At 38.3% G+C, this 15,178-nt stretch carries 13 protein-coding genes and 1 tRNA gene; 4 read left to right on the forward strand and 10 right to left on the reverse strand.

Features of this window, described 5'->3' with window-relative positions; all coding sequences use genetic code 11:
* The first annotated feature begins 598 nt into the window (after window positions 1-598).
* Both metG and DWW81_RS04805 read left to right on the forward strand, forming a co-directional pair.
* Window positions 599-2,551: a methionine--tRNA ligase gene (gene metG / locus DWW81_RS04800; protein ID WP_117896895.1), complete on the forward strand. Its 1,953-nt coding sequence runs from the start codon at window positions 599-601 to the stop codon at window positions 2,549-2,551.
* A 43-nt stretch (window positions 2,552-2,594) separates the two neighbouring features.
* A tRNA-Arg gene (locus DWW81_RS04805) sits at window positions 2,595-2,671 on the forward strand.
* A gap of 412 nt (window positions 2,672-3,083) precedes the next feature.
* Here DWW81_RS04805 and DWW81_RS04810 read toward each other — a convergent pair.
* Entirely contained in the window at window positions 3,084-3,560 is a 477-nt protein-coding gene (locus DWW81_RS04810) for a hypothetical protein (protein ID WP_117876569.1), read from the reverse strand.
* A 317-nt stretch (window positions 3,561-3,877) separates the two neighbouring features.
* Here DWW81_RS04810 and DWW81_RS04815 point away from each other — a divergent pair, with 317 nt between their 5' ends.
* Window positions 3,878-4,225, forward strand: coding sequence for a helix-turn-helix transcriptional regulator (locus DWW81_RS04815; protein WP_117938682.1), 348 nt, complete (start codon window positions 3,878-3,880; stop codon window positions 4,223-4,225).
* A gap of 3 nt (window positions 4,226-4,228) precedes the next feature.
* The gene (locus DWW81_RS04820) at window positions 4,229-4,633 is read left to right on the forward strand and encodes an ImmA/IrrE family metallo-endopeptidase (protein ID WP_117896897.1); all 405 of its coding nucleotides are present in this window, start codon (window positions 4,229-4,231) and stop codon (window positions 4,631-4,633) included.
* A 197-nt stretch (window positions 4,634-4,830) separates the two neighbouring features.
* On the opposite strand, the gene DWW81_RS04825 is transcribed toward DWW81_RS04820, so the two are convergent.
* The 9 genes from DWW81_RS04825 to DWW81_RS04865 form a co-directional block, all read right to left on the reverse strand.
* Window positions 4,831-7,359, reverse strand: a complete 2,529-nt coding sequence (locus DWW81_RS04825; RefSeq protein ID WP_117896898.1) for a hypothetical protein — start codon at window positions 7,357-7,359, stop codon at window positions 4,831-4,833.
* A gap of 11 nt (window positions 7,360-7,370) precedes the next feature.
* Window positions 7,371-7,940 (reverse strand): HAD hydrolase-like protein, encoded by a 570-nt coding sequence (locus tag DWW81_RS04830; protein ID WP_181982665.1) that lies wholly within the window; start codon window positions 7,938-7,940, stop codon window positions 7,371-7,373.
* Entirely contained in the window at window positions 7,903-8,907 is a 1,005-nt protein-coding gene (locus tag DWW81_RS13525) for a hypothetical protein (RefSeq protein ID WP_242989565.1), read from the reverse strand. The genes DWW81_RS04830 and DWW81_RS13525 overlap by 38 nt, the downstream gene beginning before the upstream one ends.
* A 908-nt stretch (window positions 8,908-9,815) precedes the next feature.
* Complete coding sequence (locus tag DWW81_RS04840) at window positions 9,816-10,553, reverse strand: sugar phosphate nucleotidyltransferase (RefSeq protein ID WP_117896901.1); 738 nt, start codon at window positions 10,551-10,553, stop codon at window positions 9,816-9,818.
* Complete coding sequence (locus DWW81_RS04845) at window positions 10,550-11,353, reverse strand: glycosyltransferase family 2 protein (RefSeq protein ID WP_117896902.1); 804 nt, start codon at window positions 11,351-11,353, stop codon at window positions 10,550-10,552. The genes DWW81_RS04840 and DWW81_RS04845 overlap by 4 nt, the downstream gene beginning before the upstream one ends.
* Window positions 11,354-11,383: 30 nt before the next feature.
* Entirely contained in the window at window positions 11,384-11,803 is a 420-nt protein-coding gene (locus DWW81_RS04850; protein WP_181982666.1) for a GtrA family protein, read from the reverse strand.
* Between the two features lie 118 nt (window positions 11,804-11,921).
* Window positions 11,922-13,622 carry a hypothetical protein gene (locus tag DWW81_RS04855; RefSeq protein ID WP_117896904.1) on the reverse strand — a complete coding sequence of 567 codons (1,701 nt, stop codon included), beginning with the start codon at window positions 13,620-13,622 and terminating at the stop codon, window positions 11,922-11,924.
* A gap of 263 nt (window positions 13,623-13,885) precedes the next feature.
* Complete coding sequence (locus DWW81_RS13685) at window positions 13,886-14,353, reverse strand: type II secretion system protein (protein WP_117896905.1); 468 nt, start codon at window positions 14,351-14,353, stop codon at window positions 13,886-13,888.
* A 221-nt stretch (window positions 14,354-14,574) separates the two neighbouring features.
* Window positions 14,575-15,102 carry a prepilin-type N-terminal cleavage/methylation domain-containing protein gene (locus DWW81_RS04865; RefSeq protein WP_242991647.1) on the reverse strand — a complete coding sequence of 176 codons (528 nt, stop codon included), beginning with the start codon at window positions 15,100-15,102 and terminating at the stop codon, window positions 14,575-14,577.
* Between the last annotated feature and the right edge of the window lie 76 nt (window positions 15,103-15,178).

A 15,178-nucleotide genomic window follows, 5' to 3' on the forward strand; every position in this document is an offset into this window, starting at 1 on the left:
TAAATCAGCACAAATCGGGTGGTGTCCTCTATGATTCAGAATTTATGCAAGTTCTGAGCACGGGCGAACGATGTTCGCCCCTACCGATGTTTGTGGGGTTATCAAGGGTTGTGAGATAAACAATAATGCGAAATGTCAAGGGGGGTGGGCTGTCGAGGGCGCCAGCCCCTACATTTGATTGCTATGGTTTGTTATGCCGCAAAATCGCTACGCTCTTTGCGGATTTACATTTGCTCAGGGCGAGGGTGGGCGGTGCAGATTTTGTGCTCCGATATTACATTTATAATAGTACATACTTTCTTTTGCTTTTTTCACTTAATCTGCACCTTGTCGGCTTACGCCGAATGAGGCTCTGCCTCAAACTCCGCAAGGGACTCTGTCCCTTGACCCTGCAAGCCCTCTAACGCCGGGCTTGAGCCTGCGTTTTATCTCTCGCTACGCTCGATGCAGGGGGCACAACTTTGGTAGGCTTTGCTCATTCCTCATTCCTCACTCCTAACTCCTCACTTAAATCGCTTTACCGCTTGACGAAACCACTGTAAAGTAGTATAATATAAGAAATGCTGCTTATGCAAATTCTTTTACGGAGGTCCTTTATATGGAGAAAAAACCGTTTTATATCACTACCCCGATATACTACCCTTCAGGTAATCCTCATATCGGTCACTGCTACACCACTGTTGCCTGCGATTCTATTGCCAGATACAGACGTATGCAGGGCTATGATGTCATGTTCCTCACAGGCACTGACGAGCATGGTCTGAAAATCGAACAGAAGGCTGCTGAAAAGGGTGTTACACCTAAGGAATATGTTGATGAGATAGTCAAGACTTTCAAAAAGCTTTGGAGCTACATGAACATCAGCTATGACAGATACATCAGAACTACTGACGATTATCACATTGAAACTGTTCAGAAGATCTTCAAGGCTCTTTATGACAAGGGCTACATTTACAAGGGCGAATACAAGGGCAAATACTGCACCCCTTGCGAAAGCTTCTGGACTGAGTCACAGCTTGATGAGAACGGCTGTTGTCCTGAGTGTCACAGAGAGGTAACAGAGGCTAAGGAGGAGGCTTACTTCTTCAAGATGTCGCCTTTTGCTGAGAGGATAGAGAAGCTTCTCACTGAGACAGATTATCTCCAGCCAAAGACAAGAGCCACTGAGCTTGTAAACAACTTTATCAAGCCCGGTCTTGAGGATCTTTGTGTATCAAGGACCACTTTCAAGTGGGGTATTCCTGTTACATTTGATGACAAGCACGTTGTTTACGTTTGGATAGACGCACTTTCTAACTATATTTCTGCACTTGGTTTCTGGAACGAGCAGTACAATGATTTTGACAAGTTCTGGCCTGCTGACGTTCACATGGTCGCAAAGGATATCATGAGATTCCACGCTATCATTTGGCCTGCAATGCTTATGGCGCTTGATCTTCCACTGCCTAAGCATCTTGCTGTACATGGCTGGATAACATTCAACGGACAGAAGATGTCCAAGTCTTTGGGCAACGTTGTTGACCCGTTCATTCTTGGCGAGAGATATGGTGCTGACGCTATCAGATACCACATTCTTCGTGAAATGGCTTTGGGTGCAGACAGCTCATTCTCAAACGAGATAATGATAAACAGAATAAACTCTGACCTTGCAAATGGTCTTGGCAATCTTGTTTCAAGAACTGTAGCTATGGCTGACAAATATTTTGGCGGCACGCTTCCTGCTGACAGAGAGGTCGGCGAATTTGACGCTGAGCTTATAGCTGAGGCTGAAGAGCTTAGAGCAAAGGTCGACGAGTTCATGGACAAGACTCAGATAAACAATGCTTTGGCTGAAATATTCAAGGTAGTATCCAGGGCTAACAAGTACATTGACGAGACAGCTCCATGGGTACTTGGCAAGGACGAGAGCAAAAAGGCAAGACTGGCGACAGTTCTTTACAATCTGCTTGAAACTATCAGGATAGTATCAACGCTTCTCAGCAACTTTATGCCTACAACAATGCCAAAGGTATGGGAGCAGATAGGTGCGGCTGAGAGCGACATCACATACGAGAACGCTGGCAAGTTTGGTGTACTTCCTGCTGACGTTACAGTTCACAGGGGTGAGATCATCTTCCCAAGAATTGACGTTGACAAGGAGATAGAGGAGCTTAACAAGATAATAGGCAGCAATGCAGAGCCTGAGGAAAAGGCTGATGATGGATTTGAGCCTGCGCCTATAGCTGACGAGATAACCATAGATGATTTTGCAAAGGTAGATCTGAGAGTTGCTCTTGTTAAGGACTGCGAGAAGGTAAAGAAGTCCAAGAAGCTTCTTTGCTTACAGCTTGACGATGGTTTTGGCGGCAGGCAGGTAGTATCGGGCATTGCGGCATGGTACAAGCCTGAAGATCTTATTGGCAAGAAGGTAGTTATTGTAGCCAATCTGAAGCCTGTGAAGCTTTGCGGAGTTGAGTCAAACGGCATGATATGTGCGGCTGACACACCTGACGGTGCGGCAAGCGTTATTTTCCCGGATCAGGACTTGCCATGCGGAGCTAAGCTTAGATAAAAAATTTATAAAAAAACAAGGAGCGGATTTCCGCTCCTTATATGCGTCTGTAGCTCAGTTGGATAGAGCGCAAGACTCCGACTCTTGAGGTCGCAGGTTCGATTCCTGTCAGGCGCACCAGCCACTCGCCGTGGCGGGCATTTTACGCTCAACTTTCTTTTAAATCTTACGACTACGCCGCTTGGTGTAGTTGAGTTGTTATTTTTACTTTGTTGGTGCTTGCACCTGCACCAAATCCGCTATCATTTATAGTAACGGATTTTTTATTTCCGCCCATAGGCGTGATATGCTGGGAGAGTTATATGTTCGCCGTGGTGGGCATTTTACGCCCATCTTTCTTTTAAATCTTACTATTACGCCGCTAGGTGTAGTTAATTGTTATTTTTACTTTGTGGGTGCTTGCACCTGCACCAAATCCGCTATCATTTATGGTAGCGGATTTTTTTATTTCCGCCCATAGGCATGATATGCTGGGAAAGCTATATGTTCGCCGTGGCGAGCATTTAAACCTTACCTTGTGTAAGGTGTTTTATTAATTGCATATTTCATTCAGGCACTTTGTCACTCGCCTGCGCAGTTCTTCTCCTCCAAAGGGAAAGCCGAACTCTGCGGCGGAACTTCCCCACTCAGGCGGGTGTTTTTTGCTGCCGTCGAAGTATCTGCTTTTCACCACGGCACGGTAGCGTTTTGGCATTTTTTCTGCAAGCTCCTCGCATTCTCTCAATCGCAGCTGCACTTTGGCAAGCTCAAGCCACAGGTCGGTGAGCTTTCTGCCACGGTGGGCTATCCGTCCGCAATACTCCCCTACTGCTGCAAGTTGTGAGGACATCTCGCAGATATCTTCTTTAAGCTTCCACTCCTGCCACCTTAGTTTGCGATACTGTGAAAGCTTTCGCAGTGCGGCTGTATTAACTCTGCTTCCACCGCTTCTGAAATTATATCGGCTCGCTGAGGGCGCAAGCCTTTTTATTGAATTTACCTCTACGGAATAATCTATATTATCGTACATTTTTCTCCTTTCGCCTTTTTGTACAGACATTTGGACAGTTAGTATGATATACTGTAAATAAAATAAAGCAATGACATTTCAGATAACCGTTTTCTGTATATTTCTCGGGGCGGAGATGTCAAAAAGGGGGGCGGTTTATCCTCTTGACTTTTACAGAGAAATGTATTATAATTATATCAAAGCCAGATTTTATGCAGATATCTGTACTAACGATACATATAGTATACTACAGGTTTCTGCAAAAGTCAATAGCTATCAGCAAATTTGATACAGTTTTCTGTATTTTTGTGAAATGGTCACAATTGGAGGAAGAAAATATGACCGAAATGTACAAAAGGATAAAAGAACTATGCGAGGAGAACCATATTACGGTATCGCAGATGTGCAAGGAGCTGTCTATAACGAGGAGTTGTTTATCTGAGCTGAGCAAAGGCAGGACGGAACGACTGTCCGCAGAGAATTCTACAAAGATAGCGAACAGATTTGGAGTGAGCGTACAATATCTTATATCTGGCAGGGAAGAAGATTTTGACACGAAGCTGAAATATGCATTATTCAACGGCACGCTTGGAGTGACAGACGAAATGTTTGACGAGGTCAAGCAGTATGCAGAAATGGTCATGCTCAGAGAGGAAGCAAAGCGCAGAAAGGCTGGTGAAAAGTGAGAGATGACGAACATACAGGAATTGTATGATATTTGCAGTAGAGAGAACATAACTATAGATTTTATTGATTGTCCAAAGTGCGGGGCGATATCGCTTTTTGGCGCAGGAGGCTGTGCGATCGGCATAGACAGCCAGACGCCCGCAAGGCTTTTGAAGGAGCGCACTGCTCACGAGATAGGTCACTGCATAAAGGGTGCATTTTACAACAGATACGCCACAGCAGACAACATCTCACAGCATGAATACCGTGCAGACAAGTGGGCGATAGAAAATCTGATACCGAAAAGCGAGCTTATCAAAGCCATAAAGAAAAATCTGGACAGTATTTATCTGCTTGCGCAACATTTTGATGTGAGCGAGGATTTTATGATAAAGGCTTGCAGGTATTATGGGGTTTATTTTGGATAGAAAAATGTATATACCGCCCACAGAACCGCAACTGCACTGACTTAAAACCGCACTTTAACGGTTACAAAACCGCGCTCTTGCCACTATTGAACCGCACAATATATCCACGAACTTGTCGCTGATTGCCAACGGTAAGTCAGCGACAAGTTGTGGCAAAGCGTCCGTGCAGTTGTGGCAGTCGAAGCGATATATACAAATCAAGTGCTAATTGTCTTGGAGCTTTTATCCAAAAACAAATAAATGGTTGCTGCCGATGTAATTATTGTTGTGAATATGGCAATGAGCACTGTTATATCCATTTCCTTGTTTTCATAGCTTAATTGCACTGTATAATTACCCTTAGGTATAACTGCTGAAATATAGCCATCCGAGGTTTCTGACAGTTCAGCATCTCCTACTGATCTTCCGTCTTGATATAATGTCAATTTGTAATTATCAACGTAGGTCATTGATACAACTATCTCGGTATCCTTAGCAAAGTCAGTATCAAAATTTAGCGTATCCAAATCTGCTTTTATTGGAATTTCAATATTATCCCCATAGGAACAGATAGGAGAGACTCCGTCTATTTCTATAAGCTCCATACCACGTGTCCAATCATGTACATTTGATATTGTCAATTTAGGGCATTTTTCGATGACTTTGGTAAATGCTTCGATAGCTTTCAGACTATTTTTATCGACCAGAACATATTTTACTCCGTTTGATATCATCTGATCTTCAAACTTATTTATCCATTCGGGTTCTTTCATATATTGCAGATAACTTAATGGTGATGCTACCATATTGCACATCATACCTTCATCTGTGATACTGCTCATTATCGCATTGCTCTGATCAAAGCCTTTCTTGGAAAATATATTATCATAACCGTTTAAGGAAAACAAGCCATACTCAGTGCCGATATTTTTTGTAAAACCATAAAAACATATTTTAGAACTATATTCAATGGGGTTATTGTAATACGTCACGTTATCTCTATAAGTCTTTCCTATCGTAAGAAATCTGTAATTATTGTCTATATGGTTTTCATCAAGCATGATTTCAACTTCTGACTTAATGTTCTTATAATCCCAATAATCATAGTGCTTATTGTTAATGTATACATGATTGCCAGAGAGCATGAAATAGAGTACAATAACGAATGAAGAAACGGAGCTTATTATTGAAGCAATTATAGCTGTTTTATAATATTTTTTTATGCCGTCCAGCTTATACGCCCCCGTCACTATTATGAGCGGCACATAAATAAACGAACATTTATACAGAAATCGAAATTCACGGATAAAAGGTAGGTGACTTAATATATCAGCAATGCCATGCCCACTTCCCTCTGCCATTATAACAAAGAACGCCGCCGCAAAAAGGAAACAGTGCATAAGTTTCTCAGACTCGTTATATTCATTTTGACATTTTCCTTTTATAAAGAAGTAAATATAGTATACTATGACAGCAAGATATAATACAATATCTAGCTTTAGTACAAGAAACAGCAGAATTAAAAACAGCACACAGCCTGTTCTTAATTTATGCGAAGTCAGGTAATGGGTATCAGATTTTTGGTCACGAACCAACAAACACACAACACTGACTGCAGTTAGAACAACAAGCACGGCATCTGCTATTGGCGAGTAATGATATTGCTCAAACAAATAATATACAACTATTCTTAAAGCTGCAAAGTAAAGCAACCCATACAACATCATTTTTGGCTTCTTGCCTATTTGTTCGTGTGACGCCAACTTATTAATGGCTAAATGTATGCCGTATTCTGTCTTTTCGTGCAGCTTTTTTAAGATCGGTGTAGCATACATCAAACAAAACCAAGCAAAAAAGCCCAAACCAATATAGTTCATATAATAATCACGCTTTACTATTTTATCATTAAATAGAACTATATAAATAGGTTTAAAAACGCTTGAAATAGATATGTCCTGCGAGAAGAAATCATTGTTGCCATAGCCAGAAAGTATCAGACTTCTGTCGCCTGAAACTTTCATAGAACCGATTATGATTCCGCATGACAACCCTGTAAATATTACCAAGTTGATTAGTAACGGAACTAATTCTTTTAACTTTTTCTTTTGGACAGAAGCGACCACTTGAAAAATACAGTATACCATTACATAATAACAGCTGAATTGAACATGGCCCATTAACAGGGAAAAAGCTAAAACTATGCCAGGAATAAAATAGCGGGTCCTTTTGGAGTTGGTCTGAATAAAGGTCCACATTAAAAACGGCATAAAGAAATAATTATTGAAAGTAAAATAATAAAAGCTGAAAAGGAAAAAAATTATACTTGTTGAATATGTAAGCATCGCTATTATTATCGTACTACGCTTCAAATTTAATGTTCTCAGTATCTTATACATCATAAGATTACCAAGCATATACATAATTATTTCATAAACAATTAGCGTTTCAAGAAAGCCGTTTAAAAGATAATGGCTTATGGCATAGGAAACATACATAAAGGGATTCAACAAGCCATAATAACCGCTGCTGAAAATGTTTATGCCTTTATACTGATAAAAATTCCAATATGGTATGCCCTTACCGCTGAAAATATTATCAAATGCTTTATTTATAACAGGTCCCCACTGAAGAATATTATCATCAACATAAAGGGAACTTCTATTCTTTGACAAAATAACAGCAAAGAACAATATTGAATACAGCACTATTACAAGCACAGATATCAAATTTCTGGTTTTATTTTTCATTGTGTCACCCTTCAAAAGCGTACTATTTTATATACCGCAGTTTCTGTATTAAGAGCAGCTTGCAATCCAATGTCAGAATCTTCGAATATAATACTTTCGTCAGACGTGCAATGAAAATACTTCATGGCATAAAGATACCCGTCAGGAAAAGGTTTTGTCTTATCTGTCATTTCCTGTGTGACCACCAGATCAAAAAAATCATCATAATCGAAAAACTTCAAAAGCGCTGAAGTATTGCTTCTTGACGCGGTTGTTATTATTGCGATCTTTATACCATTTGTCTTAAACAGTTCAGCTATCTTCAGAAGTGAAAAATTAGGACGTATAAAATAGAAAAAGCTCTTATAATTATCACTTTTCCGTTTATGTATCAATTCTATATTTTCTTTATTCTGCACTCCTAAGAGGGGCAAAAAAGTCTTATAGCTTTTTCCCATACAATGCTCGTAAAAAAAATCCTCGCTTACATCGCAGAAACCGTTGCAGGCTTCTTTATAGGAAAGATAATTTGCCTTGTTCGTATCAAAAAGCGTACCATCTAGGTCAAACATTGCAAGCTTTAATTCCGATCCTTTTGTCAATATTATCAAACTCCTCAAAAATATCATTTACGACCATTACAAGACCTGCATAAAACATTGCTGCACGATCACTGTCATTATTTATTTTATACGGCATCAATCTTAGCCAATGCACTATCTCGTGAAAATATATGCTTTTGACTCTCTTGGCATCAAACGTGTCTTTTAGATACTTATCAAGCCTTTTATACAATACGTCATATGATGTAGTTCTTGTTATCTTAAACGATATCTCATTTTTATTAACTTTGACCTTTGCAGTGTGCATAAAGAACTCATAATTTCCATGAAGCGATTGCAGAAGCTTTGAATAGTCAAGGTTAGGCGACGAATGGATATTTCCGCCATTTGGGTCAATAAGATAATACCCTTTAGGATAATTAATATTGCACACAATATTTTCTACTGTCAAATCTCCATGGATATCTGAATAATAGTCATTTTCAAATATTTCTTTCCAAAAGTCAAAGGAGTATAATTTGTCAAGAAACATTGTCAGATTATCATATGTTTCACCGTTGATGACAACCTTTTCATAGTTTGTCAATTCGCTCAAAACGTGTGCATTCATTATTTTATCTATGTTGGACCTAATCTTTTTATCATAATACTGCCTTATTGTATCAGCGTCAGCCTTGAAACTATATTTCTTAGAATAATTGCTTTCAAGATCGCTGACTACGCTCTCCATTATTCTCCAAGAACTCTCCAAAGGCATAGAATGTATGTAATCAAACAAACCTATAGAATCACCAAGATACGGCATATCATAGTAACAAACATTATTTTTCTGATACGCATCTAGGATCTCAGTAACATACAGCTGATCTTTATTATTTTGAAGCCACTTTACCTGTTCAAATAATTTTTCACCGTCACTGCCAAAGGCATACTTCCGATACACCATTCTTCCGCTTTTTATACATTGCAAAGTTGTTGCATTTGAACCTGCTGAACAGTTTCTCAATATAATTACATCTTTATTTATTTCAAGAAACCGGTCAATATAATTTTTATCACGGATATCTGAGAAATATATTTTCAAAAAGTCAAGACAGCTGTTTTCATTTGTATATGGTATAATAAGCTCTCCTTTATTCTCAGAGCTGCATTTTTTGAATTTTTCAAAAAATGCGACCACTATTATAGACACACAAGTGAGGAAATTAAAAAGCAGGAAAATAAAATAATAGTGAGAAAAGCCATGACGTACACAATCAACAAATGGAGAATAAGAATCTATGCTGAACAAATTATTGAAAACATCTACGAAAGACGTGTTTTTTAAGCAATTTGAATACATCAGATATGACAAAATGTAGCAAGACCACATACAAAGTGTTCTCAGAACAAGCTTTGTTTTGTCGATCTTTTTCACTGTATTGCGTATGGTACAGATAAAAGACCACACAAATTCTAAGATGCAAAGCTGGATCTTCGTATTAAATATTGAGGAAAATACAAGCACACACTTTTTGAAACGTTTGCTAAATGTAACCGACAACCCAAGAAAAAACAGTAGCAGTGCTGAAAAACCGGTGAAGAAAATAAAATTCATCAGATTTTTCCCTGAGACAAAAAAAATCGTCCCATAAATGAACGCTACAACGAAAACATCTAAGATCCTATCTATGATTATCACGGCAAGAGAAAATGCAGCACCATTTTTTAGTTTTTTGCCAATTATCGCTGCTCTGACAATATCGCCCACATGGAATGGCAGAACATTATCCACCAAATAACCTATTCCTGTGCAAAACATCAAGTCTGAATCATGTGAATCTTCATAGACCGATATAAAACTTTTCCAACGCCTAATTCTAAAAAAGTGTCCAAGAGTTATCACAGCCAGCGCAGCTAAAAACATAAGAATGTTCATAGCAGCTCTCCAAATTCCAGTCTGTCAACTGCGTCCTGATACTCAGCAGGTGTACCAAACGATATATGATAATCCGTACCCACTACGCCGGATATAAGTTTATTCTTTATCATGCTGTTATACACGCCGCTCATAAAATATTCACTATATTCGCACTCCGACAAATATCTCTTGGCGTTTTCAAGAAAAATGTCCTTATTTCTGAAATAATATGCTCCGCATATTGCATTTTCACTAATAACAACTTTCTCCTGAGTTCTAATAACAACACCATTTTCATCACACAAAGCATAGCTGAACTGCGGCAGATCTGATTTGAACGTGAACAACAAGCCGTCATACTTTGCCGCACTTTTTTTATCCATAAAATTGAACTCAGAGCAACAAAACATGTGATCGCAGTCATTAAACAAGATAGGACGATCGTCATTGATATTTTCTACACCTGCCATACAGGTCAGCACTGCACCTGCAAGAACTTCAGGTATTATCTCCACCCTAGCCTGTGAAAAATACGATAATATGCGATTTTTTATATCGAACTTCTCTATATGTTCTCTCAACACAACAAAAGTAACGTCACAATCTGGATTATACTTTAGTATGGACATAGTTGACCAATAGAAGAACGGTCTATTATTTATCTCGATCAATGGTTTAGGGACTACATATCCGTCATTGAAAAAGCGTTGTCCCTTGCCGCCCATTGGCATTATTAAATGAAAATTTTTCATTGCTCTCCCCCAGCAGTATTATCAAAAATGATTTTTCCCTCATATATATCTTTTTTGCAGTAGGAATCTATATACTTCTTTTTGTTAAGCCTATATCGCAAAGCCATGACAAACAAATTATATGACAAATTAAATAATTTTGCATTTGATACCTGATCTTCCTCACGCCATGTGATCGGATAAAACTTGAAATCAACATTATAATATGCTGAAAACAGCAGCATTTCGGCATTGAAATACAGCGAATCTGACAGACCAATGTAAAATTTACTTTTGAGCATATTGGTGCTATACATATTAAGTCCTGAGCCCATATCTCTTATAGACTTTCCAGCTGCCAGTGAATAGATAAGATTAAAGACATGGTTTCCAAGTATACGCTTTTTTGAATAGCCTATCAGGCGAGATCTTGATTCAAATCTACCGCCCAAAACGCAATCAGCCCTTTTATAACTTCTCTTTTTCAAGATCGGCAAATAGTCTCTGATATCAGCCTGATCGTCGCCATGGAGGACAATGACGTAATCAAAACCATTTTCTAAAGCATAATTGAAGGCAACTTTGTGTGATCCGCCAAGATTAAAATTTGCATTATTATTTATTATCTTACAGGGAAGTTCTCTATGCTTCAATAGGTAATCCTGTGTAACCTTTACTGTATTATCCGTGCTTAAATTGTTTACCACAATGATCTCATCAACATATGTAAGCACATCGTCATTGATTTGTGAAAGCACTCTCGTGATCTGCTTCTCACAATTATAGACAGGTATAAACACCATGATCTTATCTTTCTTCATAACGCTTCTCCTTCATCGATATATGTCATATTACAGCTTGGAAATCGTTCTCATAAAAATATAGTTGCACGAAAGCGTCAGCGGCGTTACCAAAATCTTCGATAACATTTTGCTGTATTTAACTATCAATGATATATCCGTTGATGCTGACAGAAATTTATTTACATAAGAGATCAGCAACGACGCCACCGTTATCATGATAAGCTGATACATTATATACAAAATATATTTGCACATTAATGGGATCTTTGCATTATCATGTATAAATATCTTTCTCGTAGAAACTATGAAAACAAATGTTGCGCCTACTATTGAGCTTGTAAAATTCGCATAAACAACACTGATATTTATTAGTTGCGTCATCATAAAGTAGGATATGAAATCAAGCAAAAAACCTATTCCAGAAGTCAATACAAATTTTATTATCTTATCAAGGTCAAGCTTTTTCACATTAAAATCTCCATCGTAAAACGTTTCCTGTTTTATGTATTATTTTAACACATCATTAAGGGAAAATAAAGTGTTTTCGGATAATTAATCCAAAAACAAACTTTTTGTCATATCGTTCCTAGTATAGCTTTTGGGCGGTCAATTCTTCAAGAGTGCCGATCTTATTGAACAGGTCTTTCGTTACATAGATGGTTATATAATTTTCACTCTTTTCAAATTTAAATGTCATATACTCGTGAACTTGTGCAACCGCAACATAATCATCAACGTTAATATCAGGAAATGCCCTCGTAACACCACATCTTCCAATAACTACATCAGGAAGTCCGACATTATTCCATTTTGCAAATATCTCTTTGTTTTCATTTTCTGTTGTTGATCTATGTGTAACATAAGTTTGTGCAGGTTTATCAATATTGAAATTATAAAAAATATTATGGTCAAAATAAGGATCCAACGCAGCTGCTACGCCTTGAATGTTCGGATAGTCAACCCATGGTATATTAGAATCATCATATCCCAATCCAGAATACTCAGCTTCATCTCCATCAACCTGTTGATTCCATTGACATAGTATTTTATACCCCTCTAAATTATTCTCCTTTATAAAATCTGCTACACCACGAATCCAATACGGATAACATATATCGTTATATGATGAAACCATACTCCAAAACAAAGGAATTATAAGTATCAATGATGACGCACATTTAATTGCTTTGAGCAAGCTTTTATTAATTTTATTTGCTGATTTTTTAAGAGCATCTGGACAATTAATAGCACCATTTTCATCTAGTATTATCCAAAACATAAATATCAAAAACGCAGTTAATAGACCTATGTGATACCTTGAGGAATAAATCAATATGCAAAAGCCTGCAAAAAATGTGTATGTTAATAAAAATAGTGAAAGCTTTTTATTTGCACGAAATATCATTACGCACAACACAAAAAGCGTTACAGCCAATAAGAAAAGCGGTATTGCACTGATATAGTCATATACATACAAAAAAGAATCTGGTTTCTGACCGATAGTTGCCTCTGCTAGTACCAAAAAGAAACCAAAAATCAATTTAGGACTCAACTCAACTCCAAATAATTCATCATTATTTGTGCTTTTAAAGGTATATGTATCATGATTAGGGTAAATCTCAATCAAAATCGCAACAACAAACGCAAGCAAAGCCAACATCAGCCAACAACGTTTATCTTTTAAAACGTCAGATAACTTCCCTGCCTTGTATTTATCTGAAAAAATCTCACATAGCCATATGATACAAAACGAGCCAGCCATGATGATTCCCATTAAATGCACAGCGCACATGAGTGCAAGGCATAAAAGATATTTTACAGGGTGTTCATTTCTATTCTTATAGCACACTGCCGCAAGGAAAATCGCAAGCACAAGTATGCAATAGGGTCTGCTTATAACGCCGTACTGATAAAACAAGAAGAAGTTAAACGGCAACAGACAACGTATCAGCTTTGGAAAAGGCGACTTGAAAAGCAAGACCGCCACAGCAAGGGTCATAAAAAATATATTTACTGCCGCAAGGGACAGCTCATAGGGAGCGCCAAGCTTTGCGAAAGGCACCAATATCAAATGCCACAGTGGCGGGTGACCCTCATAGTGTGGTATCCCAAAAAGTATCTCCTTTATAGTTCCCGAACGTGCAATCGCCCACGCCTGAGCTTCATCAAACCACGGTTCGTGAAAAAACGATACAGTGCAAACGCCAAGCAGGTATATTATCAGCGTTATAACATCGCATTTTCCATGCTCTTTGCTGAACGCCCAGCTTTTAAATTTCTCTTTCATTAATATCCTCCAAAAAAATAATTGACATATAAATTATACCATTTATTAAGAAATTAGTCAATGTTTTTGTGAAACTTTTTGCGACAAATATTGACATAATCGGGCTTATGCTCAATGTCAGCAATAAAAAGAAATAACCGCCCCACTACCACATAGGACGGTTATAAACAAAATTTAACCAACTGGAGGTAAACCGCTTACAGCAGTATGCCTCTTTTTTGTTATCTTAATTATTCCACGGCAATGACAGATCGTCAATAGTTTCAGAATTTAATGCCCCAACTGAAATTCTCAGGGAGATCGTCAGGTTTGTTCACAGGGTCAGGATACTGCCCTACAATGCCTTTAGACCTTGGCGAACTTGTATCACACCACTGTGCAAGCTTATATCTGCCGTCCTCCCCTGCGATCCAATAAGCATAGCCTGCATTGTCACCATTTCCATTAAGTGCATCATGGACAGCTTTTTCAAGTTTTTTTGAAGAGTCAGGCTCGGCGGTGCAATCAACAACAGCCGTGCAAGAGCTGACATCAATATCTTTTCCCTCACACTGCATATCAGTAACGACCGCATTTACAGTATTGAACACTATCTTTGCATTGCTGTTTGCGCTTTTAAGCTTTGCCTTTTTGATATAACTCATCATAGTTGGCACAAGAATAGCCGCAAGCACGCCGATAATGGCAATAACCACCACAAGCTCCACCAAAGTAAAGCCTTTTTTATTCATGTCTTTCCCTCAATTCTTTCATCGGAATATTGATCCCCATTTAATATTTCGACAAGTATATTATACAAAATTTACCCGATTTTGTCAAGGAAAAGGCAAGCTTTATTACTCAATTTTACCATTTGCACAAAGGCAAACTATTCTTATTGGCTATTTTATATATTTTCAGACAAAAAAAGAACCGCTCAAATGAGCGGTTCTCAAAACGCTTTAATTGTAAATTAGTCACCTGCAGCCCAAGAATCCTTTGTGTATGCTGTATCAGCGAATGGCTCATTAGCATTGTCAGGCTTGCTACATGGGTTTGGATACTGGCCAAGAACTCCACCTGTTGGGTTCTCAACGTCAGACCACTGAGCAAATGTAACGTTACCATCATCGCCAAGAACATATACGCAATAGCCAGCGCCATCACCATTGTCCTTAAGTGCATTCCAAACTGCAGAAGCAAGCTTAGCCTTTGCAGTATCATCAGTGCCACCAAAATTCTCCTTAATCTTGTTACCCTTACCTGATGTAACCTTCATTGAAGCATCAGATGTTACTGATGTACCCTCAACGAGCATATCAGCAGCTTCGTTGTTTACAGTTGTGAAAACGAGCTTAGCGTTTGAGTTAGCTGTCTTGAGCTTTGACTTCTTTACATAGTTCATCATTGTAGGAACGAGGATAGCTGCAAGGATACCGATGATAGCGATAACAACTACGAGCTCTACAAGGGTGAAACCTTTTCTGTTAGATTTCTTCATAGAAAATCCCTCCATAATAAATTAAATAAATTTGTTTATAAAAGAGCTGCAAGCCGATTTAAGCAGCTACTTTCCA

The sequence above is a fragment of the Ruminococcus sp. AF17-1AC genome, assembly GCF_003461385.1.
GTDB lineage: Bacteria > Bacillota > Clostridia > Oscillospirales > Ruminococcaceae > Hominimerdicola > Hominimerdicola aceti.